This is a genomic window from Bacillus cereus group sp. RP37, assembly GCF_040459695.1.
Taxonomy (GTDB): domain Bacteria; phylum Bacillota; class Bacilli; order Bacillales; family Bacillaceae_G; genus Bacillus_A.
Genome location: NZ_JARVHP010000001.1, coordinates 929618 through 956106 on the forward strand (window position 1 = coordinate 929618; position 26489 = coordinate 956106).

Below are 26489 nucleotides of genomic sequence, written 5' to 3' on the forward strand. Positions count from 1 at the left end.
CCATGAAGAGGATTTCTTATATTGAAGACTTTGAACAATGGGAAAGTGGTTTTTCATTTTACAACCCTGTAAAAGTTCGTTTTGGTGAAGTAGATATGTTTGGGCATGTAAATAATGTCGTTGCCTTTACTTATTTTGAAGAAGCGCGTATTGCGTTGTTTAAAGAACTTGGGTTTATGCAAGAGTGGACGCATGAATCTTCAGAAACGATGATCGTTGTTGCAGATTTACAATGTAATTTTATGAAGCAAATATATTTTGATGAACAGTTGAAGGTGTATGTAAAAGCGGGATCGGTTGGGAATTCTTCTTTAGATTTGCATTATATGGTGAAAAATGCAAAAGGAGAAGTTTGTTTAGTTGGTCGTGGAATGATGGTTCAAGCATCGAAAAAAACGGGAAGAGGCGAACCTTGGCCTGAAGAGTGGAAGAAAAAATTACTACAATAATAGAGTGAAAGAAAAATAAGAGAGCAATTTGCTCTCTTATTTTTTGTCTTCCATTGCTTCTTCTAATGTTAAATGATGTTTATATATGTATGTAGCGTATGGATTTCCCACGTAGCGCAAATGCCACGGTTCATATGCATATTCTGTTGTTTCTGTTTTATCTTCTAAGTAACGAATGACAAAGCCGAATTCATGAGCATGTTCTGCAACCCATTTCCCTTCGGCTGTCTCTCCAAAAATAGGCTCTAATTGGAATTTAGCAGATTTTGAACTAATATCCATTGCTAAACCAGTTTGATGCTCACTTGTACCAGGAATGGCACTTACTGAATCAGCTTCAGCTTTTCCTTGACGTCTAACGTATGTATCATGTAATGATTTTTGGCGTTTGTATGAACGATAACCAGATACAGCTGTAAGTTCAAGTCCTTCTTTCTTTGCCGCTACAAACATATCCTCAAGCGCATTTGCAGCATCTTTGCGCAGTAACGTTTTTTCTTTATCTTTTGGACTAGTAAATGGTACGTTTGGTCTTGTTAAGTCTTCAGGTGTGTATCCATCTGGTAGTTTTCGGTGTTTATTAACTAAGACAAGATTAGATTCGGGATTTGTTACAACAGAAAAGTCGTTGTCTAGTTTTTTTGCATTATGATCAGCTTTTGGAAAAGCAGGGATCTCTTCTTTTTGGTGATTACTATGCTGTTGACTTTCGACAGCTTTCGCCTCATTTTGTAGTGGTGATTTAGAACCAAAGTATGCGAAAGAAGCGATACCGATTACAATAGTAGTGGCAGAAATAATTATTATTTTTTTCATGATGCCTTGTAATCACAGTCCTTTCTTAATAAAATATGTATTGCTTTTATTATAAGTCTAGTTTGTTGAAAAAGAAATATAAGAGTCGTAACGTAATAGAAATGCAAAGAAAATGTCAGAAAATGTGTGAAATTGTAGTATTTTTTCATTTAATTCATTTCTTATCTTTCATGAAATGAATTTTTTATGTAATATATATACATAAGAAGATGTAGCGATTATCGAGAATAAAGAACTTCTTGTATAGACTAGGAGTGAATGGGAATGGATTTTGCAACAATTATTGGACTTATTTTAGGATTTGTAGCAGTGGTAGTAGGGATGGTCGTCAAGGGCGCTGACGTAACAGCCTTATTGAATCCTGCCGCAGCATTAATTATTTTTATCGGTACATTTGCTGCAGTATGTATCGCATTTCCGATGAATCAACTAAAAAGAGTTCCAAAATTATTTAAAGTTCTTTTTGGTTCAAATAAAAAGGATTTGAGTTATGAACAGTTGCTAGAATTGTTTGTTCATTGGACATCTGAAAGTAGAAAATACGGTATTTTGTCTTTAGAGCAACAATTAGACAAAATTCAAGATGAATTTCTTTTGCGTGGTATGAAATTTGTGATTGATGGCGTATCTGCAGAAGATTTAGAACAGATTTTAGAAGCTGAATTAGAAGCAATTGAAGAAAGGCATGCAAAAGGAGCAGCAATTTTTTCTCAAGCTGGTACGTATGCACCGACATTAGGGGTTTTAGGTGCTGTTATCGGTCTTGTAGCTGCACTTGGTAATTTAACAGATATTGAAAAGTTAGGACATGCTATTTCAGGTGCATTTATTGCAACGATTTTTGGTATTTTTTCAGGTTATGTATTATGGCATCCATTTGCAAATAAGTTAAAACAAAAATCTGCAGCTGAAATCGAGAAAAAACGTTTAATTATTGATTGTTTATTAATGTTACAAGAAGGTACATATCCGTTTATTATGAAAAACCGTATTTTAGGTGCACTTTCTGCAACTGAGCGTAAAAAGCTAGAAAAAGGAGCAGAAAAAAATGCGGAGTAAGAAAAATAGAAGAGGCAAAAAGAAAAAACATGATGAGCATATCGATGAAACGTGGTTAATTCCATATTCTGATATGTTAACGTTGTTATTTGCATTGTTTATCGTTTTATTCGCAATGAGTAGTATAGATGCTGCGAAGTTTAAACAGATGGCAGTTGCTTTTCGAAGTGAATTAGCTGGGGGAACAGGTAACAAAGAATTTTTAAGTGATCAAAAGCCAAATGATGAAAAAGAATTATCAGCAAGTAGCCTTGAGGCAGAACAAGCAAAAAAACAAGAAGAAGCTAGAGCCAAAGAAAAAAAAGAGATGGATGAATTGAAAGCATTACAAAAAAAGATTGATCAATATATTAATGAAAAACAATTATCCTCTTCTTTTCAAACTAAATTAACTGAAAAGGGATTAATGGTGACAATATTAGAAAATATACTGTTTGATTCGGGGAAAGCAGATGTGAAATTAGAATCTTTAGGGATTGCAAAAGAGATGTCTAGCTTACTTGTTTCAGCGTCACCTCGTGAAATTACAGTATCCGGTCATACAGATAATGTCCCTATTGCCAATGCGCAGTTTGCGTCGAATTGGGAATTAAGTACGCAGCGGGCAGTTAATTTTATGCAAGTATTACTGCAAAATAAAGAATTACAACCAGAAAAATTTAGTGCGATTGGTTACGGAGAATACCGTTCGATTGCTCCAAACGATACACAAGAAGGAAAGGCAAAGAATAGACGTGTGGAAGTGTTTATCTTGCCTTTAACAGAGAAAGTAAAATAAAGAGGATGGCGAATGCCATCCTCTTTATTTTGCATCGAATGATTTTAAGTTGTCACGACGGATTTTATCTTTTTCTGCATCTGATTTTTTGAAATCATAATCATATAACGCGCCTTCCCAATCGCCATACATTGGATTAGGGAAAATAATAAATTTCTCACCAAATTGTGCTTTTGAATCTGCTACTGCTTGATTGCGATCTTTTACAGATTTCCCATCAAAACCTGTGAAATCAGATAAGTTATCACCGAAGAATAAGACGATATCATGGGTTTGAGAAACGAGTTCACGGCGTTTTTCTTTTCCCTTTTCTTTCGGATCTTGTAGTAATATATGTTCTTTCGTTGCTTGAGGAGCACCTACACGCTCAAGATTTTTAATTGTTGCATCTAGTTGGTTCGTTTTGCGATTTGAGATGTAATAAATATCTACACCTTTAGACTCCGTATATTTTAAGAAATCAATTGCGCCTGGAAGGGCTTCAGCTTCAGCCTTATTAATCCAATCATCCCATTTGTAAGGATAGCCTTTTCCTGTTTTTACGCTCATTGCTTGATGAGGGCTGTTGTCTAAAACAGTTTCGTCTAAATCAAGTACGATAGCAGGCTTTTTCTCTGTCCCTTTTGTAAGAGCTGCATCAAGCTTCAATTGACCAATGTTGTATCCTTGGTAGTAAAGTGCTTTCGTTTCACCAGCTGTTTGATACCATAAATCAGCCATTAATTGTTGTTCTGTTAATTTTACTTTTTCTTCTTTTGCCACTGTTTTCTCTGGTGTTCCTGAACATGCTACAAGTGATGTAGATAGAACCGCTACAGATAATAAAGTGGTGATACCCCTCTTCATCTTCATATGTATCCTCCTTGATGTTAGAAAATCATCTTATATTATATATTAAAATATAAATTTTTTTTATGAACATTTGCATATTGTCTTTTGTATATATAGTAGTATGTCCTATATTAGAAAGATGAGAAAAATAATAACAGTTATTTTGACAAGTTTTATTGTCGTAATGACAATTATAATTGACAAAAAGCACTTTATTATTTACAATTTTAACTAAATAGAACAAATGATGGATTGAGAGTGGTGTTACATATAAGAGGATGAAGTGTAGTGCTATATTTTATCCTGAATAAACATAGTCTTTGAAAGAGAGTATGAATGATACTAAAGGGGAGGCTTTATACTTTGAGTTTACAAATTCAAAACTTAACGAAACTATTTGGGGAATCAAAGGCAGTTAATGGTTTGCAAATTTCGTTACCAAAAGGTGAAGTGCTAGGATTACTTGGACGAAATGGTGCAGGGAAAACAACGACAATCAAAATGCTTCTCGGATTATTAACGCCTAATGAAGGCTCTATTACATGGGATGGAAAAACATTTGGGACTAGTGGGGTAACGATTGGATATTTACCAGAAGAAAGAGGTTTATATACAAAAAGTAGAGTAATAGACCAGTTGCGATATTTTGGTAGATTAGAAGGCATGACGAAGAAAGAAGTAGATCTTGCTATTGATCACTGGTTAGATCGATTAGCAATACCGGAATATAAATTTAAAACGGCAGGAGAGCTTTCGAAAGGGAACCAGCAAAAAATTCAATTAATTGCTGCTCTTCTTCATAATCCTGAACTTCTCATTTTAGATGAACCATTCAGTGGATTGGATCCAGTTAATGCTGGGATGTTAGCTAGCATTATTGAAGAACAAGTACAGAGCGGAAAGACAATTATTTTATCTAGTCATCGTATGGAACAAGTAGAGGCTTTTTGCCAACATGTATGTATTTTGAAAAAAGGCGAAGCAGTCGTAAAAGGCCAGTTAAGTGATATTAAAAAAGAATACGGTTTCCGTAATTTAACGATTGAAGATACAGAAGAGAATGTGAGGGGATTAGAAGCTATACATGTATCGTATGAAAAACAACAAGGCCTTCTTTATATGCAAGTACAAGATGATGCAGAAGCTCTAAAGATTTTACAACAATTGCAAGAACAAGGTGTTACCTTACGACAATTTAAAATGTTAGAGCCGACGTTAAATGAAATCTTTGTAGAGAGGGCGAAATAAAGATGCGTAAATTTTCTCATGTATTTTCATTTTATTTCAGGGAAGCGTTTTTATCTAAAAAATCATTAATTACGAGTGCGATTTTATTTCTAGTTGTGTTTGGGCTTTTTGCATTTAATCATTTCACTGCTGATAACGATAAAGGAAAAGATAAAATTGCTGTAGTAACTGAAAGTGATACTTATAAAGTGCAAGAAAGTGATGTAACAAAGTTACTTCCGTCTGCTAAAGTAACTGTAGAAAATAAGGATAAATTTAAGGCGTTACGTAAGCAAGTGGAAGATGGGGATTTAGACGGTCTATTCCGTATTACAGAAAAGAATGGTATTCCAGAAGTGACGTATATGTATAGTGGTTTTCCGAGCCAATCAACGGCTACACTTATGGCAAGTTATTTAAAAGAACAGTATACAGCGGTAATGATTGAAAAAAATAATGTATCTGCCGAAGTAGCAAAACAGTTACAGATGGAAATCCCGTTAAAGCAAGAGGCAGTAAAAGATCATGCTTCTTCCTTTGGAATTGGTTATGTTTTCTCGTTTGCTTTATATATGTTTATTATTATCTTTGGTGGTGCAATTGGAACTACGGTAGCATCTGAAAAATCATCTCGCGTTATGGAGTTAATGCTTCCGAAAGTAAAACCATTAACAATGCTACATGCTAAAATTTTAGCAATTGTTTCTAGTGCTTTACTATTACTTATTACTGCTTCCTTCGGTTTTATTGTACCGTATTTATTAGGGTGGGTAGATTTAGATAACGCATCTTTAATAGGGCTCACACTAGACTTTTCTAAATTGGATGCTGTAGTGATTAGTATGTTCTTTGTATATTTTGTCACGGGCTACTTACTATATGCGATGCTATATGCAGCGGTTGGGGCTGTTGTATCAAAAATTGAGGATGTGCAATCTCTTTCGTTCCCAATTACAATGCTAGGTATGGCAGCATTTTTTATTAGTCTTAAATCATTATTTGATCCAAATAGTACATTAGCTGTAGTTAGTTCATATATTCCATTCTTTACACCTATGGTTACCTTTTCAAGACTTGTAGCTGGTGAGGCGGGAGTTGTAGAGGTATGTGTAACGTTATTAATTTTATTGGTGACTATCGTTATTGTTAATATGATTACAAGCCGTATTTACGTAAACGGCGTAATGAATTACTCAGACAAAGTGAAATTTAAAGATTTAGCGAAATTCATAAAGCGTCAATAATGAGAGAAAAGCATGATTTCCTATTGAAATCATGCTTTTTCTTTATGTATAAATTAAAAATAGTATATAATAATAAGAGTCGTCTTTTAATAGAATGAATGCAAAGGAGGGTGTGCAGATGGGAATTAGTAGTCGTTTTACAGTAGGTGTGCATATGTTAACGTTACTTGCGATAGATCGAAACTCTCGCTGTACCTCTGAATGGATTGCTGGTAGTGTGAATACAAATCCGGTTGTGATTCGTCGCATTACAGGAATGTTGAAGAGAGCAGGACTTGTTGATGTACAAGCTGGTAAAGGTGGTACGACACTTGCTCGTGATTTAGAAGAAATTACATTACTTGATGTATATAAAGCAGTGGAAGTTGTAGAAGAAGGACAGCTATTTTCCTTCCATGAAAATCCCAACATTGAATGTCCAGTAGGAGCTAATATTCAATCGGTATTAGAAATTATTTTAATGCAAGCGCAAGAAGCGATGGAAAACGTACTTGCAAATGTAACGGTAGATCAATTAGTTACAAACTTAAAGTCTAAAATGAAAGAGTAAAAAGCGAGCATCCTCATAATGAGGGCTCGCCTTTTTTCATTCAGAAATATTGAAAATTCTATTTTTCAGTATTTAAAATAAATTTACCTACGATAGCTGCTACGATACCACCAAGAATTGGTGCAACGATGAATACCCATAGTTGAGAAAGTGCTTCTCCGCCAGCAAATAAAGCTGGTGCGATACTACGAGCAGGGTTAACAGAAGTTCCTGTTAACGGAATACCTAATAAGTGAACTAAAACTAATGTGAAACCAATTACTAATCCTGCTAGAGAAGAGCTTCCTTTTTTACCTGTTACAGCAACGATAACTAATACGAATACGAAAGTTAAAATAAATTCAACTAGAAATGCTCCAGATAAACCAAGAGTTCCAAAGCCATTTTGTCCTAAATTATCTAAAGGTGTTTTAGCAGATTGTAAAATTGTCACCAATGTTGCAGTTCCTAATAAACCACCTAAAACTTGAGCTAATACATAATAACAAAGTTCCATAGCGTTCATTCTTTTGTTGATGAACATAGCTATTGATACTGCTGGGTTAATGTGACATCCAGAAATTGTTCCGATGCTATATGCCATAGCCACAATAGATAGACCGAAAGCCATAGCGATTCCTAATGTTCCAATTCCTTCAATTCCGCCGCCAATGACAGCTACTCCAGTTCCGAATAATACAAGTACAAATGTACCAATAAACTCAGCGATTGCTTTTTTTAACATAATTTACCTCCTATTATTGCGCATGAAACGTATTATAACATAGGTTTTAGTATAATCAGCCAATGAAATACTATTCTGATAAGGCGAAATAGGGGGACAATAAAAAAAGAGTATAGTTCTATAACAAAGAACCATACTCTTTTTTTATGCTGTTTTTTTCTGTTTAACGATTGGAACAGATCGATTTAAAATGCTATTTGCAACCATTCCCAAAATAATAATAATCATTCCAAGTAGGGAAATCCCACCAGGAAATGAACCATTCAAGAAAACAATTTCGCCAAGCACGGTAAAGACCATCGTTCCAGCTTGCGTTGCTTCAACAGCTCCAAGTAGAGCGAGGTTATCTTTTGCTAGGTCAGTAGCAAAGAAAAATGTCATCGTTGCAATCACGCCGGAACATAATGCTAACAAAAACCCTTGCAGCATTTGGTTTGATGTTGGAATTCCAGTAGTAGAAAATCCATATATGCCAAGTAAAATAGTAATAGGGAGACTTCCGATTGCCATTCCTAATACACGTTGGAACGTATCAAGACGCCCGCCAACAAGTTCCATCATTTTTCGGTTACCGAATGGATATAAGAAAGCAGCTAACACGACAGGTAAAAAGCCTGAAATAAACTGAGTCATTGTAATATGACCTGCTGCAGTCGCTTGCATACAAATTACACCAAGTAAAATAAATAATGCAACATATAAACTACGAAGTGGAATTTTCCCGCGTACAAGTTTTGTACCTGATTTTGTTTCTATTTTAACGAAAAATAATGGTGATAGTAGTAGACCTGCTAAGATCGTAACTTGCCAAGTTCCAGCAACGAGCCACGCTGGAGAAAAGACAGCTGCAAAACTTAATAAGGAATAGAAACCAATACCTGCAACGGAACCCCATCCGATCCACGCCAATGGATGTTTCTTTAATTCTTCCCATAACCCCCTTAAGTTTTTGCGAAATAAAACGATAAGGAATAAAATAGGGAGAGCAAATAAAAAACGGAAGGAAGCTGTCCAAGCCCAGCTCGTTCCAGATACATTCATCGCTCGATTAATAATAAAGGTTGCGGAAAAAAAGGCTGATGATAAAAGGCCTAATAAAATTGCGCGCATGAAGTATAGCACTCCTTTCGGAATTTGATGATTATGTATAGTATAATATACTTAAAAATGATAAAAGTAAACTATTTTATACTTTAAGGTGGTTTTATAGATGAAAGAACATGAAGATATGCAAACGAAAGAAGTCATTCAGCAAGTAGGTCAGCTATTAAGACAAATTCGAAATGAACAAAAATTAAGTTTAGAAGAATTAGCCCAAAAAACAGGAGTTAGTAAATTAACATTAGGAAAGATTGAAAGAGGCGAAACGAACCCAACGTTAGCTGTCATTTGGAAAATAACGAAAGGGTTATCGATTCCTTTATCGAGATTGATGGTTGTTGGAGAACCTGTAGCTGTTGCGCGCTGCGGAGAAGGATTTGCAGTAGATGTAGGACAAACATGGCATTTAGAAACGATGTTCCGTTATACGAAAGAAACGGGGATGGAAATGCACCGTGCTTGTTTAAGATCGAATAGTATATATGAACCAGAAGCTCATCATGAAGGTGCTATTGAGCTTGTAACGGTAATGAAAGGGAAAGTATCTATTCAAGTTGAGAATGATGTATACGAATTAAATGAGTTTGACTCTATTCAATTTGAAGCGAACAAGAAACATAGTTATAGAAATGAAGAAGATGAAGTAGCAGTATTACATTTAACGATGAAATATTCTTCATGAAAAAATCCCCTATAGAAAAATCTATAGGGGATTTTTTTATACGCTGTGCTTAAATATATGAAAGAATGTTATTAGTAAGAGCGTGGCATGAGTAATAAACAAATAAAATAAACTAAAAAACCCGTCCCAAAACATAAAACAGCAATGACCCAAAGTATGCGAATGAGTGTAGAGCTAATATCAAAATATTCTCCTAAACCACCACATATACCGAATAGCATTTTATCAGTTTCGGATTTACACAATCTTTTTGACATCTTCTAATCCACTCCTTTTTATCTCGCTTTAACGGGCAGTAAGACCTCCACCTAAAAATTCAGCGAAAGCAAAGAAGTTAGGTGGGGATTAACTGCCCGTTAAAGCCCGATTGGTTTAACTAATGATCAGTGGGGGGGAGGAACACCCCCCGCTGATCAAAGTTTCACTTTATAGCAAACTATATACTTCTATTCTATATGGAAATTTATGAGAAGACTATATGGTTGTATTACATTTTTTTTAGGGAATAGTCGTAATAATTGTCTTAACTTTCAGTGGATATTAAACTTATAGTGATGAGGTGATTTCTAATAAAGGGTGGGGGAATAGAGAGATGACAGTATATTGGTTAACTAATGTAATGCTTGAATCGGGATATACATATGAAGAGGGGAGAATTTCCCAAACAGAAACAGAGTTATGTAGTTTACTCATTGAAGATGGACGAATTAAAAGAATAATAGCAGGGGCTGTTCAAGAGGAAGGGGTACTCATTCTTGATGCCAATCATTTATTGATTTTGCCCGCTTTCGAAGAGATGCATATTCATATTGATAAGACGTATTATAGTGGCCCTTGGAAAGCTTGTATGCCAGCAGAGAATATTTTTACACGTTTTCATGAAGAAGAAAAAATTCTGCCAAAGCAATTAGCAACTGCTCAAGATAGAGCGGAAAATATGCTAGCGTTATTGCTTCGAAATGGTGCAACGAATATTAGAACGCATTGTAATGTTGATCCGATTATTGGACTTGGTAATTTGGAGGCGACGTTAGCCGCGTTGGAAACATATAAAAATCAGGTTTCTGGTAGAATCGTTGCTTTTCCGCAACATGGATTATTGCGCAGTAATTCTGTACAACTTGTGAAAGATGCGATGCGTATGGGGGCGCATCTAGTCGGCGGAGTGGATCCAGCTACAGTGGATAATGATATTGAAAAATCATTACATACAATTATGGATATTGCAGTAGAATTTAATGCGGATGTTGATATTCATCTGCACGATGCAAATAATCTTGGAACGTTTACAATGAAGAGATTGGCTAGTCTAACAGAAGAAGCGGGGTGGCAAGGTCGCGTCACAATTAGTCATGCGCTTGGACTTGGTGGTGTTGCGGATAAAGAAGCTGAAGAAGTGGCAGAAAGACTAGCTGCTTTAAACATTGATATTACTTCAACGGTGCCAATTGGGAAACAAGTAATCCCGATTCCGTTATTAGATAAAAAAGGTGTGAAAGTTTCATTAGGAAATGATAGTATTACAGATCATTGGTCACCGTTTGGGACAGGTGATATGCTGCAAAAGGCAAATCGATTAGCAGAGCGTTTCGGATGGAGTGACGAAAGGTCTTTAGGAAAAGCCCTTCGCTTTATTACGGGTGGAAAAGAAACGTTAAACAATGAAGGGAAGCGAGCATGGCCGAATGTAGGAGATGAAGCGAGTTTTGTTTTGACGAATGCAACATGTACTGCTGAAGCGGTAGCGCGTCAAACAGAGAAGCGTTTAGTCGTGCATAAAGGAAATATTGTTGTTGGAAGTTTAAATGAGGTGGAATTAAATAATCTTGTGTAAAAGAATCGTTTGAATGTTTTGAGGAGGGTTCTAATTGTGAGTGTAGAACTCTTCTTTTTTATGCTTACAATATATTTCTTATAAGGAAGTTAGAAGGGATGAAGAATTTGGACAATCAACATAACCAAAATCATATTATGGGAACTTTGCAATGGTTTATATTTTTATTAGCGAATTCAATCGCACTACCAATTGTCGTTGGCGGATTATTTCATCTTACGACGGAAGAAATATTTTATTTAATGCAGCGCACATTTTTTGTAGTTGGTATATCTTCTTTTTTACAAGGGTGGCTTGGACATAGACTACCAATTGCGGATGGACCAGCTGGATCTTGGGTTGGAGTATTTACCGTGCTTGCTTATGCAACTGTCGGGCAAGATCAATTACATAGTACGTTGCAAATTTTAGAATTAGGCATGATAATTTCCGGTGTTGTTTTAGTAGGATTAGGAGTCACTGGTTTTATCGGACGTATTTTATTTTTATTTACGCCTCTTGTGACAGGGACGTTTTTACTTTTATTATGTTTACAATTAAGCGGTGTATTTTTAAAAGGGATGCTAGGAATTACTGCTACTGTTTCTCAAATTGATGGATTTACAGCATTAATTGCGTTTAGTATATTTTTGTTCGTTATTATACTATCTAATTTTGGAAAAGGTTTTGTCAAAAGTTACGCAGTTTTAATAGGATTAATTAGCGGGTGGATTCTTTTTCTCATTGCAGGAAAAGTGACGATTCCATCTCAAGTAACTCATTTTGTGCAACTTCCGCATATATTTGCTTGGGGACTTCCAAAATGGAATACAGGTATGGCTGTATCAAGTTTCGTTATGGTATGTATTTTAGTTTCAAATACAGTGGCAGCTATTATAGCGATTAATCAAGCTACCATTCAAAAAGGGACTATTGAACAGAAGCAGTTGAAGAATGGTACCTGGGTTGGTGGGGTTTCGCATATCATTTCTTCTGTATTTTCAACTGTAGGTGTCGTGCCGTTACCAGCAACGGCAGGATTTATACGTTTAACGAAACAAAAGTATATACGATCGTTCTTACTGGCATGTATGTTACTAGTCGTAATGTCGCTGTTTCCGAGTATTATTCGTTACTTAGCATCTTTACCATCCGCGGTCGCCTCTGCGGTTTTACTGGCTTCGTTCGTACAGCTAATTGGAATTGGATTTCATAATATAAAACAAGTGCCAATGAGCGAAAGGAATGTAACGATTTTAGGAGTTGCTGTATTATTTGGAAGCGGTGTTATGTTTCTACCGTCTGGAGCACTCCAATCTTTGCCTTCTGTTATGCAATATATATTCGGAAATGGATTGTTCGTAGGTACAGTTGTTAGCATATTACTAGAACAAATGTGGCGTATTGAAAAGTGAGTGGATACAAAGAGTATCTGCACTGTATAAAAGTCTAAAATAACATGTGAAATAAAGCCCATTTTCATTCACCACCTGCACATTTCGTTCATACAATATCTTGACTAAATAAACACCCAACTTACACATACACGGCTCTGGCTTAAGCAAGGAGGGTTATACCAGTTGAAGGAAAAAGCGTATCAATCTAAACCGTTACTCACAAAGAGAGAAAGAGAAGTATTTGAATTACTGGTTCAAGATAAAACAACGAAGGAAATTGCAGGTGAACTTTTTATCAGTGAAAAAACAGTACGCAATCACATCTCAAACGCAATGCAAAAGCTAGGAGTTAAAGGACGTTCACAAGCAGTTGTTGAGCTTCTTCGCATGGGAGAGCTCGAACTATAAAAAGAAAGCCGACTTTTATACGAGGAGTCGGCTATTTTTCTGTTTGCATTTGAAATGGAGAAGGTATCTCAGACTCTAGAAGAGAAGAGATGTTTAATAAAAGAAGGATTCTTTATTACGCGGTTTTGTGAAAACTTATCTGGCAGTACATATTTAGAATTGGAAAAAAATCAGGTACCATATAATGAGTTCGGTAAAATGTTTGAAAAAGCGTTGAAAATAACAATTTTATAACGTGATAAGGTATTCAAGATAGATATCATTATCATTCGTGAATAAGAAGGTGCAAATATGAAATTGTATTTTAAGGATATGGAGATAGGTGAAATTAAAGATGTTTTTGGAGATATGCCATGGATGTATGGAACAATTCGTTTATACGAGAATAGTAAACCGCTCCAAAAATATTTTCGTGAAATGGTAGACGAAGATAGTGTATTTGATTTTGAAAGCATAGACCCTGAATTTTTAGATGAAGACAATTGGTCTATTTTTGATGAGGGTGATCGGCGGCATTTAGGGATTGATATACCTGCTATTCATATGGAGGAAGCAACGGTTGCGTGGCGTTGGAGATAAGAACTATAGCATGCGTATGTAGTAGGTTGAGTTTCTTGGTATGCTCAAGTGATAAGGAAGAAAGCCGAATTTTATACAAGGAGTTGGCTATTTTTCTGTCCGTTTCATGTGCTATAAGAATGATAAGAACACTCCATACATAAATAGGTAGTAAGGAGGGGATATGTTGAAAAGGGTATTGTTAGTTTCAACAAGTGCACATGATATGAATGGACACCCGACTGGTTTGTGGCTTGAAGAGCTCGCAGCTCCTTATAATTTATTTGAAAAAGCTAAGTTTGATGTTGATATTGTGTCGATAAAGGGCGGTAGAGTACCTATTGATAGAATGTCTATTCCGAATGGTATACCTCGTGAATTTAAGCGTGTCGCTTCTTTATTGCAAAATACGAAGTCAATTTCAATTGTTCATTTTTCGGATTATGATGCGGTTTTATTTGGTGGTGGGCACGGGGCGATTGTAGATTTTCCGGGTAATCCATATGTAGCAAATTTGATTGAGAATATGTACAATAATAACCGGATTGTAGCGGCTGTTTGTCACGGAGTAAGCTCCTTAGTCGGTGTGAAGAATAAGGATGGATCGTTTTTTAGTGCGGGTAAGCGTATAACAGGTTATACAAATGCTGAAGAAAAAGCTGTACATTTAGAAAAGCGAGTTCCTTTTTTATTAGAAAGTAAATTGAAAGAAGAAGGAGCTTTGTTTTATGTTGCTCCTAATTTTACGCCACACGTGGTAGTAGATGGGCGTTTGATTACAGGGCAAAATCCGCAGTCTAGTGTGGAAATAGGGAAAGCTATAAGAAGAGCTGTAAATAAATTATAGAAAAAATGCTCGCTACTAATACAGGTAGCGGGCATTTTTTCTATAGTGTAAATGGAGAATCCTCTTAAACTAAAAAGATATATTAAGTATAATGACTTCATTTATAATTAATCGTGAATTTGCTATACTATTTTGTATGGACAAAAGGGGAGGCTCTTTTAATGAGAAAAGTTGCGTGTGCAAACACTTATATTAATAAAATAAAGCCCGTTATTCGAAAAACGAGTTTTAGCCAATTGAAAATAGATGAAATTGCGAAATATATGGATATTAGTAAGGCCACTTTATATAAACGTTTTTCTTCGAAAGATGAGATTATTGAAGCGGTGGTAGAAGATTTTATGAACTACCTTCTTGAAGGTGATGCGGATAATCAAGATGAAAGTATGTCTTTTGCAGAACGTTTCCAAAAGACGTTTATCCACTCTTTAAAATGTGTGACATATATTTCTGATGTTTTTTTACAAGATTTGAAAGAGGCATATCCGCACTTATCTGATCAGCTAGTCGCTGCACAACAAAATCGTAATCAGAATTTACAAATGTTTTTTGAAGCGGGTATGGAACAGGGCTACTTTAATAAAATGAACGCACAATTATTTATGGTACAAGATGATGTGATGTTAAGACGTATTATAGAACATTCTTTTTGTATTCAGTACGATATTACGTTAAAGAAAGCGATACTGGATTTTTATCAATTAAAGAAGTATCAACTTTTTAAACCAGAGTATATAGAAGCAATTGATGATTCTGAAATTGAAAAAGAAGTTATTGCTATTTTGCAAATGATTTCGTAAAAAAAGCAGGTTTTCCTATACTAATGGAAACCTGCTTTTTTTATATGTTATTTTTTCACGTGCTGTAATACTAATTCAGCTACTGGACCACCTGAAGCTGGGTTTTGACCAGTGATAACACGATTATCTTCTACAGCATAAGCTTCCCAAGGCTGTGCAGCTTTTTGGTAAAGTCCTCCATTTTTAATGAGTTCATCTTCTGTTAAAAATGGAACAAATTGATCCAATTCAGCTAGTATTTCTTCTTCATTTGAGAATCCTGTTACTTTTTTACCGCTAATTAAACGTTCTCCGTTACTTAATGTGATGTGAAATAAACCAGCAGCTCCGTGACAAACAGAAGAAACAATTCCTCCATTTTCATCAATGTTGCGGCTAATCATTTGAAGTTCTTTATTTTCTGGGAAGTCCCAAATTACACCGTGACCGCCTGCGTAATAAATAACAGCGTAGTCTTCTGGATTCACTTCACTCGGTTTCATTGTAGAACCGAGACGATTCATAAATTCTTTCTTTTGATACCATTCCCAATCGATGCTCTCCGCCATTGCTAAACTATGCGGATCAATCGGTGTATAACCACCTTGTGGGCTGACATAATCTACTTCGTAACCAGCTTCTTCAACTTTTTTAACGAAATGGACAGCTTCACCAATCCAAAGCCCAGTAGCTCGATTTAAATTTGGATATTTTTCTACGCTTGTTAATACAACTAACATTTTCTTCTTCATCATAATCCTCCTGTAATGTTTCTTCTATATAAAAGTTCTTTATTTGCTTAATTTTATTAAGTTAGAAATTGCAAATTTGAATAACCATGTCAGTCCTCCTTATAGCGGATTCGAAATTAGTGTATAACAATTTCTATACAAAGTAAACTAAAAAAGCTAAATTAGTTTACTTTGTATATTTTTCGTTGACAAATTGTAATGCTGAAACTATGATAGTTCCATGAATGTCGAACAACATACATGTTACGTTTCGAATTCAGTTTGTCGCGCGATAAATTTATACATTTGATGAAGTTGTTTAGTGGTGATAGAGGAGCTAAACAAATTTATTTTTCATTTACAATTACTACAATCAGGAGAGGTGTTACACATGGGGAAAGATATAAGTAATCATTCAAAATGGTTTGTTTTCACATTATGTTTTATCGTTTTATTAGGACCGATGAATGCGGTGTTATTTAATGTAGCGTTAGAGGATATTGCTCATGATTTATCCATTAGTCAATCGAAAGTAAGTTGGGTTGTAGTAGGTTATTCCTTAGTTGTCGGTATTGGTTCGATGATATATGGGAAACTGGCGGATCGTTACAGTGTAAAAAAATTATTAATTATTTCCATTATCATATTTGTAGTTGGTTCTATTATTGGGTTTGTAAATCAATCTTATGGGATTGTCATTTTTGCAAGATTAGTGCAAGCGAGTGGTGGAGCTGCATTTATTGCGCTTAGTATGATTGCAGTTGCAAAATTAGTTGCTCCTGCTGAAAAACCAGGTGCGTTAGCGATGATTAGTTCTTCTATTGCATTAGCGGTTGGTATCGGCCCTTTAGTTGGTGGTGCAATTACAAATACGTTAGGGTGGCCGTATTTATTTTTATTTATGGTTATTTCAGTGGTTGGGATTTTCTTGCTTATCAAATTTATGCCGGAAGAAGCGCAGTATACGGAAGAAGCGTTTCATTTTGATTACATTGGAGCGGTGTTGTTATTTGTATTCATTACGACAGTTTTATTAGGTGTAAATATTAATAGTTGGCTATTTGTGTTATCTGTTGTTTTCTTATTTTTATTCACGGTTCGTATGAAGAACGCAGAGCATCCATTTATTGATATCGAGTTGTTTACGAACAAACCATTTCTGCGCTTAATAACAGTCGGTTTCATCATTAATGTGGCGTTATGTGCTAGTTTGTTACTATTACCGCTGTTGTTAGGAAGAGAGTATGGATTATCTCCATTTGTTATTGGAATTACGCTATTTATTGCCTCTCTCTTTGGTATTGCGTCAAGTTTTATTACAGGGAAAATTGTCCCTTCATTTGGGAATGTGAATATGATTTATGTAGCGTCTGTTGTTATGATAGTGGGCTTTTTAATTTTAGGACTTATTCCAAGCGGAAGTTTACTTTATATTGTATTAGCGGTTGTTTTTACGTTTATAAGTTATTCAGCAATTCAAGTTTCATTAAATACATTTATACCGAAAACATTGAATCCTTCTAAAGTTGGAGTTGGCCTTGGATTGTATAATTTAATTAACTTTTTCGGTATGGCATTCGGACCAGCTGTAGCAAGCAAAATTATGGAGTCTACAAATAGTTATCGTTTGAATTTTATTTTAATCGTCGTTTTAATTTTTGCTCATTTCTTCTTATTAATAGGAATGTCTTCTATTCAGAGAAAAGTGGTGTAATGAATACGTATTTTATATAGAAGAAACCGACTTTCAAATAGAGGGTCGGTTATTTTTCTGTCTTGCAAATTACGAAAAAAAGGAGCAAAATAAATAAGGTCCTAGTCTATACAGGTACAAATAAAAAAATCATACAGGAGCATTTTAAGTGAGCGGATTTAAAGTGCGTACAATATACTGATAAACATAAAATAAGATGATGAATGAGAAAACGGGTGATGAAGTTGAATAGAGCAATCGGTGTTATCGATTCAGGAGTTGGCGGTTTAACAGTAGCGAAGGAATTAATTCGTCAGTTGCCGAAAGAACGTATTATATATTTAGGAGATACAGCACGTTGTCCGTATGGTCCACGTTCTCGAGAAGAAGTGCGTCAATTCACGTGGGAAATGACGGAGCATTTACTAGATTTAAATATCAAAATGTTAGTTATTGCGTGTAATACAGCAACTGCGGTTGTATTAGAAGAAATGCAGAAACAATTACCGATCCCAGTCGTAGGAGTTATCCACCCAGGGTCACGTACAGCTTTAAAAGTGACAAATACGTACCATGTTGGGATTATTGGAACGATTGGAACGGTGAAAAGCGGTGCGTATGAAGAGGCGTTAAAGTCTATTAATAACCGTGTTATGGTAGAAAGTTTAGCGTGTCCGCCTTTCGTTGAACTTGTAGAGAGTGGGAATTTCGAAAGTGAAATGGCGTATGAAGTTGTGAGGGAAACGTTGCAACCGCTGAAAAGAACTGATATTGATACGCTTATTTTAGGTTGTACACATTATCCGATTTTAGGCCCAGTTATTAAAAAGGTAATGGGAGATAAAGTGCAATTAATTAGTTCGGGTGATGAAACAGCGCGAGAAGTAAGTACGATTTTATATCACAGTAAAATGTTAAATGAGGGAGAAGAACAAAGTGATCATCTCTTCTTAACAACTGGAAAAATAGGTCTATTTAAAGAAATTGCATCGAAATGGTTCGGTCAACCGATTGAAAATGTGAAGCATATCAATTTAGAAACAAAATAATAGTAGACTTATAGAAGTGAACTCCTGAGAAATCAGGAGTTTTTGTTTATAAGAAGCAAGGTATGTTCTAAAACGTAAAACAGCTCGTATACATAATAGTACAAACTTAGATTTTAGGGGGGAATGGCATGCCTAAATCCACTTTTAAATGGGTTGTTGGTGCTACTGTGAGCGCTGTTTTACTAACAGGGTGTGGCTTTATAAATCAGGAGAAAGCAACGGAACAAATTGATCCACCAAAACAAGTTACGTACACAGAGGGTGGAAAGAAAGAAGTAGCTAAGAAAGATAAGCAAGGACAAACGGTGAATAGAGAATTATACCTTGTTGATAAAAACGGTTATGTTGTACCGCAAACGTTAGCTATACCTACTCCGAAAGCAAATGAGGTCATTCAGCAAACGTTAGAGTACCTTGTGAAAGATGGGCCAGTAACGAATTTATTACCGAATGGGTTCCGTGCAGTCATTCCAGCAAATACATCGATGACTTTAAATTTGAAAAAAGATGGGACGGCAGTCATTGATTTCTCAAAAGAAATGAAAAACTATGCAAAAGAAGAAGAGCGTCAAATTGTTGAGTCAATAGCGTGGACGTTGACGCAATTTAAAGAAATAAAACAAGTGCAGTTCCAAATAAATGGTGAGAAATTGGCGAAGATGCCTGTTGGTGGTACACCGCTTGGTGAAGGGGTGAGCCGTGCTAATGGTATCAACTTCGATGATGAACAAGTAGCTGATGTAACAAATACAAAACCAGTTACACTTTATTTTATGGCACAAAATAATAATAAACAGCAATACTACGTACCCGTAACACGCCGCGTTGTAGAAGGAAAAGAAAATGATTATGCAGCAATTATAGATGAACTTGTAAAAGGACCGATTCATCAGTCGCTTCTGAATGATTTTAATCCAGGAGTTAAGCTTATTACGAATCCGAAATTACAAGACGGAAATCTTACATTAAACTTTAATGAAAATATATTTATAAACCCAGATAAAAATATGGTTTCAAATTACGTATTGAAGTCGTTAGTTTTATCTTTAACAGAAAAGAAAGGCGTGAAAAGTGTTTCTATTGAAGTGAATGGTAAAGCAAATCTTATAGATGAAAAGGGCGGAAAGTTAATAAAACCTGTAGATCGTCCAGAAAACGTAAATACAGGTAGTTTTTAATCGTCAATAATTTGATATACTTAAGTAAGAAAGGGGAATTGCTTTTTGGGTTCCTCTTCTTTTATTGTATACATATCATACATTTAAATTTGGCTATACTAACAAATAGTTATGAGGAGGTTATTTTTATGCGAGTAGATGGTAGAGAGAAAACAGAATTACGCCATATACATATTCATACGAATTATTTAAAACATCCAGAGGGATCAGTGTTAATTGAAGTTGGAGATACAAAGGTGATTTGCTCAGCGACAATTGAAGAGCGTGTCCCACCGTTTATGCGTGGAGAAGGAAAGGGCTGGGTAACGGCTGAATATGCAATGATTCCACGTGCAACAGAGCAACGTACAATAAGGGAATCAAGTAAAGGGAAAGTAACAGGACGTACAATGGAAATCCAGCGTTTAATTGGAAGAGCATTACGTGCGGTAGTTGACTTAGAAGCACTTGGTGAGAGAACGGTTTGGATCGATTGCGATGTTATTCAAGCGGACGGTGGAACGAGAACTGCTTCTATTACAGGGGCATATGTAGCAATGGTATTAGCTTTCGAAAAGTTATTACAAGCAGAAAAAGTATCTAAAATTCCAGTGAAAGATTATTTAGCAGCAACGTCAGTAGGGATTGTTGAAGAACAAGGTGTTGTTTTAGATTTAAACTACGCAGAAGATTCTAAAGCAGACGTTGATATGAACGTAATTATGACTGGAAAAGGACAGTTTGTTGAAGTACAAGGAACTGGAGAAGAAGCGACGTTTAGCAGAGCACAGTTAAATGAATTGCTTGATGCTGCGGAACAAGGCATTTTCCAACTAATTGACATGCAAAAAGAAGCTTTAGGTGACATCGTATCTCATATAGAGTAGAGGTGGAAAATATGAAACAAGTTGTTGTAGCGACAAAAAATATGGGGAAAGTGCGTGAATTTGCTGAGTTATTTGAGCGATTTGATTTAGAAGTGAAATCATTACACGATTTTCCTCATATTGAAGAAGTCGAAGAAACTGGTGAAACATTTGAAGAAAATGCGATCTTAAAAGCGGACAGTTTGAGTAGACAGCTGAATGCGATCGTAATTGCGGATGATTCAGGCCTTATTGTAGATGCTTTAAACGGAAAACCAGGCGTGTATTCAGCTCGTTTTGCTGGGGAGCCGAAAGATGATCAAGCGAATATTGATAAAGTTTTGCAAGAATTAAATGAAGTAGCGTTTGAAAAACGTAAAGCTCGTTTCTACTGTGCATTAGCAGTGGCTTTCCCTGAAGGTGATAAAAAGCCTGTTATTGTAAATGGGACGTGTGAAGGATTTATTTTAGAACAGCGCCGCGGGGAAAACGGCTTTGGATATGATCCGATTTTTTATGTGGAAGAATATAAAAAAGCGATGGCGGAACTAAGTTCAGATGAGAAAAATGCCATTAGTCACCGCGGACGTGCTCTGCGTAAGTTAGAAGAAAAAATCCCTGAATGGTTTTTAGGAGAATAGGGGAGAGAGATTGATGAAAGCTTTAATCGTAAGCGATAGTCATAGCTCTGTGAAGGAATTGCAGCAGTTAAAAGAGAAATATGAAGGAAAAGTAGATGTCATGATTCATTGCGGTGATTCAGAGCTAACGCCTGCTCATGAAGAGCTGCAAGGTTTCCATGTTGTAAAAGGGAATTGTGATTATGCTAACTTTCAAGATGAAATTGTAACTGATGTAGATGGCATTCGTTTCGTAGTTGTGCACGGACATCGTCATAACGTGAAAATGACATTACAAACATTAGCGTACCGTGCAGAAGAGGTAGGGGCGCAAGTTGCATGCTTCGGACACTCGCACGTATTAGGTGCGGAATTAATCGACGGCGTTTTATTTATTAATCCAGGCAGTATTTTATTACCGCGTCAGCGTGTAGAAAAGACATTTGCTTTATTAGAAATGGATGAAAATCAAATGGAAGTTCGTTTTGAAACATTAGACGGACAACTAGTTGAACAAGCAGTTTTTAAAAGAGGATAAGAAAAATTATCCTCTTTTAAAAAAGGTGTTGACTTTATGTATGATTATACATATAATAAATATTGTCGATAGGGCAACAGCGCTAACGAAGAAAAATAAAATAACATATGCGGGTGTAGTTTAGTGGTAAAACAAGAGCCTTCCAAGCTCTGGTCGAGAGTTCGATTCTCTTCACCCGCTCCATGTCCCAGTAGCTCAGCCGGATAGAGCATACGCCTTCTAAGCGTACGGTCGGGAGTTCGAATCTCTCCTGGGACGCTAACAAAACCTTTTGCGGTGACGTCAAAGTCCGCAATATATAAGCCTTTTAATTCGTAAGTTGAATCGTACAATGTGCGGTCGCTAACGAGTTAGGAGGCTTATTTTTTTATGTCCAAAAGACGTGATTCTTTAACGGTTAGCGAAGATTTAACGAATGTTTTTAGCGATAGATTAAAAAGTGATCCGCGGAAGAAAGAGACCGCAGAGGGTCGTTATACGTTTAATTTAACAATCGACAAAGCACTCGAAATAGTTGTGTGCGTCAAATGAAGGCGACAGGCTTACGTGAGCGTACGATAAACGACTACTATTTACACGTTAATCACTTTACGAAGATAACAGATACGCAATACTTAGAAGAATTAAACGTTAATCATATTTACCAACTTCCTTAGTTGTTGTCGCTATTACAAGTTGATTAACACTATATAATACAGCTGGTATAAGTAAGGTGGCTATAATTGTAGTGAATACAGGTGCAAACTTGCCTATTGTCTCTATTGTTAGTCCATCAAACATTTTCGTTGTTCAATCCTTTCAAAGTTAAAGTTAGATAAAAAAGAACGCTGTCCTAAGAATAGGTAAGCGTCCTATGTTTTTAATAAATCAACCTGTATCACCATCAGCTAAACCTTGTATAATATGAATAGCTGTTTGAGTGTTAACTGAAGTATGTGTGCCTATCGTTACAATTGTAATCAATAGCATTCCTAATAATACTTTCTTCACTTTAACGCCTCCTTTTTAAAAATTTCTTTTTTAGCTTCATAACTTAAATAGAAATATTTACTTCCTTGTTCAAAGTTTCCTTCGTTATGAAATTGGACTGCTACTGCTTCCATGTATTCTTGAACATACTCCCATAATCTTTCGTTTTTAAAGTAGTTCATTCCTGCTAGCACAGCTTGTTCTAATTTTTCGGCAGTAACTTTTTTATTTATTTTTCTTAGAATTGTAAAGCGGTATTGATATTCTTGATTTCCTAATTCATTGCAGATAGTTAAACCTTTTTCAATGAGTTGAGACGCAATTTCTTCCTCACCTAGCTTGACGTGTTCCTTGGCTTTAACAAAAATAGCTTTATAATTATGAGGTTTCTTTTCAACAACTTCTGAAAGGTATCGAATTGCCGAAATAGAGAGATTTTGACTCGCATACATTAAGCCTAAATTATGACGAACTAGTAAGATTGCTTTCTCATTTTTTTGCTTTTGGAATGTGTTCATTGCAGTAACAAAGTATTCTTCAGCTAGTTCAAATTCTCTTAAATGCGTACAAGCTAATCCTAATAAATTATCGCAATAGGCTGTTTTTAATTCATAGCTTTCATGTTTAGAAAATATGTCCCTAGCTTTTGTACCGTGCTTAATGGCTAAAAGTGCTTGATAAATATGATAATGATATGTTGCTAAGTTATAATGAAATTCTGCTTTTTCAAGTTCATCAGGAATGTGTTTAAGTAAGATTTCTGCTTTATCATAATGTTCTTTAGCAAGGCTATAATTACCGATTGCGTTAGAATGAATAGCCTTATAAAAATGGTAGTAGTAAGATAAAAAGTTATCTGTGGGAATATTAAAAGATTCAATTTTATCAAAGCTATTTTTTGAAATACTTAAATTATCCACTAAATATTTATAACCGAAATCTAAAAGGTAATAGTAGAGTAACAATTTTGGGTCTGCTTCGTTAGTGTGAATAATAGAATTAATTTCTTCTTTTAAACAATGGGCATTATCTATATTACGTGAACGTATTTCTTGATACCATTCGTTAAGTAGTTTTGAAATTTGTTCATTACCCTTTATTAGAACGTCCATGAAATCCCCTCCCTTTTTGAATATTCTTATAAATAATGATAGCAAGAATAGAATTTAATGGGAATTGAATTTCAATATTTCTCAACATTTGTGTAACAGTTTTATTTTCAATTATGTAACTAATTGCATTCATTCTCCCTGTTAGTAATTTCAAATATTTGGCACAGTGAAATAACCAGACATGGTATAATTTTCTTGTAAAATACTGTATAAAGAAGGAGGGTCAATGCATGAGTTTAAATATGTATTTGGGAGAAGTACAAAGCCAAACTCATAGCATGAACGCTGTATGTTCCGCTACCATTCAAGGTATGGAACAAGCCATTCACTTGCCTGAAGGCACAAAGCAAACTATCATTATAGATACAAGAGGACAAACTGTTTCTAGTGACATTCTGAGGGAAATTAGAGCAGAAATACATAAAAAAGCTAATACATTACCTGAAATAAAATTTATTAAAAAGGACTGATGAAAATGGCAGTTGGATTTTCTGTAGACATATTTTTCTATGAGGCAGGACACCCTGACTTTTTACACAGCTTTTTCTCAACAATCTCTTATCACACTGAACCTGAGGGATGGGGAACTAAATATCCTCTACTAATGAAAGACTTATATTTTGATAAACTAAAGTGGCAAGATGTCCCTGAGGCTTTAAAAAATGTAGAAGAAATCAGAGAAACATTAAGTAAAATACCTCCATCAGAGGTACTATGGGACATTGAGGACTTAACTAAAAGACCACCTTGGGGAGATAAAATTCCTTCTAAAATAACTAACTTAGCAAACTACCATTCTATTCAAGGGAAAGACTTTCTTACTTTGTTAAAAAATGCCCTAAAGGAGTCGGAGGATTGCAAATCAGATGTAAAAGTTGAGAAGTTAGGTAAATAATTTCCTTAAACAACAAGGTAGAATTTTAACAAATAGTCAGTTGACCGAAATAATGAACTATTCAACAAACGGATTATACTGATGTTTATATATAGGTTAAAGACGGATCGAGAGTTCGAATCTCTCCTGGGACGCTAACAAAACCTTGTTATCTTTTGATAACAAGGTTTTTTGTTTGTCTACAAATTAATGTATGTGCAAGAAGTTTAAAAATATTATAACGGGATATATGATAATGAGTATATGTAACAGATTAAAGTGCATTAAAAAAGAGCGCCGTTTATGCGGCCTGTTCCTCATATTTAATTTAAAGAATCAATAGGCTTATGATGGAACTCAAATCCACATCCGTATTCTCCTAATTTTTCACTTAGAATGTTATAAAACTTTTTACCATTCTAGTGCGATTGAGTATCCGTTATCGGAACTTATCCCCGGCAATGTGTTACAATTAATAGAAGCGAAAAACGAGAATCTCCAATTGACTGGACGTGTGATTGGCTGGACAGTTTAAGCAGGTTGTATAAAAAAGGGAGATGGCGAAAAGATGGCGAAATCTAAAGAGAATGATTTAACGGAGAAATTGGCAGAAGGTCACCGAAAATATGGTGACGGCAACTTTACAGTGCAGAACATCGGTGATGAAACTAACCCGAATTGGACTGTTGTAAAAAATGTGAGGAAGGGATCGGCAGGCATTCGCGAAGGAGAAGATATATTAAGACTGCGATCCAAATATATAAAATAGTACGGAAATGGGCGGAGCGGGAGTTCGAATCTTTCTTGGGACGCTAAGAAACCCTTGTTATCTTTTGATAACAAGGGTTTTTGTTTAGTTATTAATAAATTTTTCAAAAACAAAACCGTAATCTTTCACGTTATATTGTTTCTTTGTATCAACGAGCCAGTTAAAGGCGATCTCGTTCATTTCTTTAAATTGCTCTGCTAAATTTACTTGTGCGTTTGAAATGCGGCTAAAAGCATTAGATGCCATATCTAGACTTTTATGTGCATACTGCAATGTAATATCGTTGTCGTATGAGATTTCTTCAATTTTAAGTAAAGCTTTATATAAATCTTTTAATTCTTCAATATGTTTTTTGTGAACATCAATTGAATAATGCTCATCGCCCATTTGAAACTTAATTTCTACATCTAAATCAATCGTTCCGACAGTTTCAAGTGCTACGTTTTTAATTTGATATTTACTATAGCTAAAGCGGCGTAGTGTGCGTTTTTTACTTGTTGCGCTCGTACCATCTAGGTGGATTAATCCTTTGTTTGTGAAACAATATTCATCTGATTTTGATTTAATTAGAAAATAAATTTTCTCCCCATCTTCATGCATCACATAATCATCAGCATCAACTTTATCGTAATCTTTTGGTGTAATGACAGATCCTACATCACTTAGTCCTAATACATCTGCAGCCATTTTTTTAAACATACATAATCCCCCTTTTAAATTAAATTCTTAATTGTATAAAAATATATTAACACGATTTCAATAAAGTGTTTTCTTATAATTAAAAACATTTGAAGGTAAGTTAAGAAAAGGAATCAATGTTATTTAAAAAATATATAAAAGGTGTTGAG

At 35.3% G+C, this 26489-nt stretch carries 31 protein-coding genes, 2 tRNA genes and 1 pseudogene; 25 read left to right on the forward strand and 9 right to left on the reverse strand.

Annotated features, from left to right (window positions below; all coding sequences use genetic code 11):
* Nucleotides 1-2: 2 nt before the first annotated feature.
* Nucleotides 3-449 carry an acyl-CoA thioesterase gene (locus QCI44_RS04935; RefSeq protein ID WP_016086067.1) on the forward strand — a complete coding sequence of 149 codons (447 nt, stop codon included), beginning with the start codon at nucleotides 3-5 and terminating at the stop codon, nucleotides 447-449.
* A gap of 36 nt (nucleotides 450-485) precedes the next feature.
* On the opposite strand, the gene QCI44_RS04940 is transcribed toward QCI44_RS04935, so the two are convergent.
* Nucleotides 486-1265 carry a M15 family metallopeptidase gene (locus tag QCI44_RS04940; protein ID WP_016135408.1) on the reverse strand — a complete coding sequence of 260 codons (780 nt, stop codon included), beginning with the start codon at nucleotides 1263-1265 and terminating at the stop codon, nucleotides 486-488.
* Nucleotides 1266-1529: 264 nt separating this feature from the next.
* Between QCI44_RS04940 and motA the strand changes: the two genes are divergently transcribed.
* Together motA and motB are read left to right on the forward strand one after the other, a co-directional pair.
* On the forward strand, nucleotides 1530-2324 hold the full coding sequence (gene motA, locus QCI44_RS04945; protein ID WP_000344857.1) for a flagellar motor stator protein MotA: 795 nt from the start codon (nucleotides 1530-1532) through the stop codon (nucleotides 2322-2324).
* Entirely contained in the window at nucleotides 2314-3102 is a 789-nt protein-coding gene (gene motB, locus QCI44_RS04950; RefSeq protein ID WP_001256734.1) for a flagellar motor protein MotB, read from the forward strand. The genes motA and motB overlap by 11 nt, the downstream gene beginning before the upstream one ends.
* A 24-nt stretch (nucleotides 3103-3126) precedes the next feature.
* Here motB and QCI44_RS04955 read toward each other — a convergent pair whose 3' ends face one another.
* The gene (locus QCI44_RS04955) at nucleotides 3127-3954 is read right to left on the reverse strand and encodes a 5'-nucleotidase, lipoprotein e(P4) family (protein ID WP_098486263.1); all 828 of its coding nucleotides are present in this window, start codon (nucleotides 3952-3954) and stop codon (nucleotides 3127-3129) included.
* Nucleotides 3955-4296: 342 nt separating this feature from the next.
* On the opposite strand from QCI44_RS04955, the gene QCI44_RS04960 reads away from it, so the two are divergent.
* The 3 genes from QCI44_RS04960 to QCI44_RS04970 all read left to right on the forward strand — a co-directional run bounded on the left by QCI44_RS04960 (nucleotide 4297) and on the right by QCI44_RS04970 (nucleotide 6954).
* A complete protein-coding gene (locus QCI44_RS04960) occupies nucleotides 4297-5181 on the forward strand; it encodes an ABC transporter ATP-binding protein (protein WP_116349182.1) in 885 nt (294 codons plus the stop codon).
* A gap of 2 nt (nucleotides 5182-5183) precedes the next feature.
* Nucleotides 5184-6404, forward strand: coding sequence for an ABC transporter permease (locus tag QCI44_RS04965; protein WP_016086071.1), 1221 nt, complete (start codon nucleotides 5184-5186; stop codon nucleotides 6402-6404).
* Between the two features lie 118 nt (nucleotides 6405-6522).
* Nucleotides 6523-6954, forward strand: coding sequence for an Rrf2 family transcriptional regulator (locus QCI44_RS04970; protein ID WP_000512998.1), 432 nt, complete (start codon nucleotides 6523-6525; stop codon nucleotides 6952-6954).
* A 58-nt stretch (nucleotides 6955-7012) separates the two neighbouring features.
* Here QCI44_RS04970 and QCI44_RS04975 read toward each other — a convergent pair whose 3' ends face one another.
* Together QCI44_RS04975 and QCI44_RS04980 are read right to left on the reverse strand one after the other, a co-directional pair.
* Complete coding sequence (locus QCI44_RS04975) at nucleotides 7013-7678, reverse strand: MIP/aquaporin family protein (RefSeq protein ID WP_088084390.1); 666 nt, start codon at nucleotides 7676-7678, stop codon at nucleotides 7013-7015.
* 144 nt (nucleotides 7679-7822) lie between these two features.
* Nucleotides 7823-8788, reverse strand: a complete 966-nt coding sequence (locus QCI44_RS04980; RefSeq protein WP_353811022.1) for a DMT family transporter — start codon at nucleotides 8786-8788, stop codon at nucleotides 7823-7825.
* A gap of 100 nt (nucleotides 8789-8888) precedes the next feature.
* On the opposite strand from QCI44_RS04980, the gene QCI44_RS04985 reads away from it, so the two are divergent.
* Nucleotides 8889-9461, forward strand: coding sequence for a helix-turn-helix domain-containing protein (locus QCI44_RS04985; RefSeq protein ID WP_016086073.1), 573 nt, complete (start codon nucleotides 8889-8891; stop codon nucleotides 9459-9461).
* A 71-nt stretch (nucleotides 9462-9532) separates the two neighbouring features.
* On the opposite strand, the gene QCI44_RS04990 is transcribed toward QCI44_RS04985, so the two are convergent.
* Entirely contained in the window at nucleotides 9533-9718 is a 186-nt protein-coding gene (locus tag QCI44_RS04990) for a PspC domain-containing protein (RefSeq protein WP_000044337.1), read from the reverse strand.
* A gap of 335 nt (nucleotides 9719-10053) precedes the next feature.
* Here QCI44_RS04990 and QCI44_RS04995 point away from each other — a divergent pair, with 335 nt between their 5' ends.
* The 6 genes from QCI44_RS04995 to QCI44_RS05020 all read left to right on the forward strand — a co-directional run bounded on the left by QCI44_RS04995 (nucleotide 10054) and on the right by QCI44_RS05020 (nucleotide 15284).
* Nucleotides 10054-11295, forward strand: a complete 1242-nt coding sequence (locus QCI44_RS04995; protein WP_116363342.1) for an amidohydrolase family protein — start codon at nucleotides 10054-10056, stop codon at nucleotides 11293-11295.
* 98 nt (nucleotides 11296-11393) lie between these two features.
* Nucleotides 11394-12689 (forward strand): purine/pyrimidine permease, encoded by a 1296-nt coding sequence (locus QCI44_RS05000; RefSeq protein ID WP_098985952.1) that lies wholly within the window; start codon nucleotides 11394-11396, stop codon nucleotides 12687-12689.
* A gap of 165 nt (nucleotides 12690-12854) precedes the next feature.
* Nucleotides 12855-13079, forward strand: a complete 225-nt coding sequence (gene gerE, locus QCI44_RS05005) for a spore germination transcription factor GerE (RefSeq protein ID WP_000659484.1) — start codon at nucleotides 12855-12857, stop codon at nucleotides 13077-13079.
* Between the two features lie 291 nt (nucleotides 13080-13370).
* Complete coding sequence (locus QCI44_RS05010) at nucleotides 13371-13658, forward strand: hypothetical protein (protein WP_016086076.1); 288 nt, start codon at nucleotides 13371-13373, stop codon at nucleotides 13656-13658.
* A gap of 163 nt (nucleotides 13659-13821) precedes the next feature.
* On the forward strand, nucleotides 13822-14484 hold the full coding sequence (locus tag QCI44_RS05015; protein WP_098486267.1) for a type 1 glutamine amidotransferase domain-containing protein: 663 nt from the start codon (nucleotides 13822-13824) through the stop codon (nucleotides 14482-14484).
* A gap of 161 nt (nucleotides 14485-14645) precedes the next feature.
* Complete coding sequence (locus tag QCI44_RS05020; RefSeq protein WP_016135403.1) at nucleotides 14646-15284, forward strand: TetR/AcrR family transcriptional regulator; 639 nt, start codon at nucleotides 14646-14648, stop codon at nucleotides 15282-15284.
* Nucleotides 15285-15331: 47 nt separating this feature from the next.
* On the opposite strand, the gene QCI44_RS05025 is transcribed toward QCI44_RS05020, so the two are convergent.
* Nucleotides 15332-16015 (reverse strand): type 1 glutamine amidotransferase domain-containing protein, encoded by a 684-nt coding sequence (locus QCI44_RS05025; RefSeq protein WP_353811023.1) that lies wholly within the window; start codon nucleotides 16013-16015, stop codon nucleotides 15332-15334.
* Nucleotides 16016-16385: 370 nt separating this feature from the next.
* Here QCI44_RS05025 and QCI44_RS05030 point away from each other — a divergent pair, with 370 nt between their 5' ends.
* The 9 genes and pseudogenes from QCI44_RS05030 to QCI44_RS05070 form a co-directional block, all read left to right on the forward strand.
* Nucleotides 16386-17708, forward strand: coding sequence for an MFS transporter (locus QCI44_RS05030; RefSeq protein WP_098486269.1), 1323 nt, complete (start codon nucleotides 16386-16388; stop codon nucleotides 17706-17708).
* 218 nt (nucleotides 17709-17926) lie between these two features.
* Complete coding sequence (gene racE / locus QCI44_RS05035; protein ID WP_016135401.1) at nucleotides 17927-18736, forward strand: glutamate racemase; 810 nt, start codon at nucleotides 17927-17929, stop codon at nucleotides 18734-18736.
* Between the two features lie 128 nt (nucleotides 18737-18864).
* On the forward strand, nucleotides 18865-19914 hold the full coding sequence (gene gerM, locus QCI44_RS05040; protein WP_016086082.1) for a spore germination protein GerM: 1050 nt from the start codon (nucleotides 18865-18867) through the stop codon (nucleotides 19912-19914).
* 128 nt (nucleotides 19915-20042) lie between these two features.
* Nucleotides 20043-20780: a ribonuclease PH gene (gene rph / locus QCI44_RS05045; RefSeq protein ID WP_001261765.1), complete on the forward strand. Its 738-nt coding sequence runs from the start codon at nucleotides 20043-20045 to the stop codon at nucleotides 20778-20780.
* Nucleotides 20781-20791: 11 nt separating this feature from the next.
* On the forward strand, nucleotides 20792-21400 hold the full coding sequence (locus QCI44_RS05050; protein WP_000815943.1) for an XTP/dITP diphosphatase: 609 nt from the start codon (nucleotides 20792-20794) through the stop codon (nucleotides 21398-21400).
* 13 nt (nucleotides 21401-21413) lie between these two features.
* Nucleotides 21414-21917 carry a metallophosphoesterase gene (locus QCI44_RS05055; RefSeq protein ID WP_016135399.1) on the forward strand — a complete coding sequence of 168 codons (504 nt, stop codon included), beginning with the start codon at nucleotides 21414-21416 and terminating at the stop codon, nucleotides 21915-21917.
* Between the two features lie 109 nt (nucleotides 21918-22026).
* Nucleotides 22027-22100, forward strand: a tRNA-Gly gene (locus QCI44_RS05060).
* Between the two features lies 1 nt (nucleotide 22101).
* A tRNA-Arg gene (locus tag QCI44_RS05065) sits at nucleotides 22102-22175 on the forward strand.
* 111 nt (nucleotides 22176-22286) lie between these two features.
* Nucleotides 22287-22564, forward strand: a pseudogene (locus tag QCI44_RS05070) (tyrosine-type recombinase/integrase); the annotation flags it as partial.
* 220 nt (nucleotides 22565-22784) lie between these two features.
* Here the strand turns inward: QCI44_RS05070 and QCI44_RS05075 are convergent.
* On the reverse strand, nucleotides 22785-22907 hold the full coding sequence (locus tag QCI44_RS05075) for a hypothetical protein (protein WP_016086086.1): 123 nt from the start codon (nucleotides 22905-22907) through the stop codon (nucleotides 22785-22787).
* Complete coding sequence (locus tag QCI44_RS05080; RefSeq protein WP_016086087.1) at nucleotides 22904-23998, reverse strand: response regulator aspartate phosphatase; 1095 nt, start codon at nucleotides 23996-23998, stop codon at nucleotides 22904-22906. The genes QCI44_RS05075 and QCI44_RS05080 overlap by 4 nt, the downstream gene beginning before the upstream one ends.
* 230 nt (nucleotides 23999-24228) lie before the next feature.
* Here QCI44_RS05080 and QCI44_RS05085 point away from each other — a divergent pair, with 230 nt between their 5' ends.
* The 3 genes from QCI44_RS05085 (at nucleotide 24229) to QCI44_RS05095 (ending at nucleotide 25641) form a co-directional block, all read left to right on the forward strand.
* Nucleotides 24229-24468 carry a hypothetical protein gene (locus tag QCI44_RS05085; RefSeq protein WP_353811024.1) on the forward strand — a complete coding sequence of 80 codons (240 nt, stop codon included), beginning with the start codon at nucleotides 24229-24231 and terminating at the stop codon, nucleotides 24466-24468.
* Nucleotides 24469-24473: 5 nt separating this feature from the next.
* Nucleotides 24474-24893 carry an Imm70 family immunity protein gene (locus QCI44_RS05090; protein WP_016135395.1) on the forward strand — a complete coding sequence of 140 codons (420 nt, stop codon included), beginning with the start codon at nucleotides 24474-24476 and terminating at the stop codon, nucleotides 24891-24893.
* Nucleotides 24894-25440: 547 nt separating this feature from the next.
* Entirely contained in the window at nucleotides 25441-25641 is a 201-nt protein-coding gene (locus QCI44_RS05095) for a hypothetical protein (RefSeq protein WP_016086090.1), read from the forward strand.
* Between the two features lie 84 nt (nucleotides 25642-25725).
* Here the strand turns inward: QCI44_RS05095 and QCI44_RS05100 are convergent, their stop codons facing one another.
* Nucleotides 25726-26340, reverse strand: a complete 615-nt coding sequence (locus QCI44_RS05100) for a PH domain-containing protein (protein WP_353811025.1) — start codon at nucleotides 26338-26340, stop codon at nucleotides 25726-25728.
* Nucleotides 26341-26489: the final 149 nt, after the last annotated feature.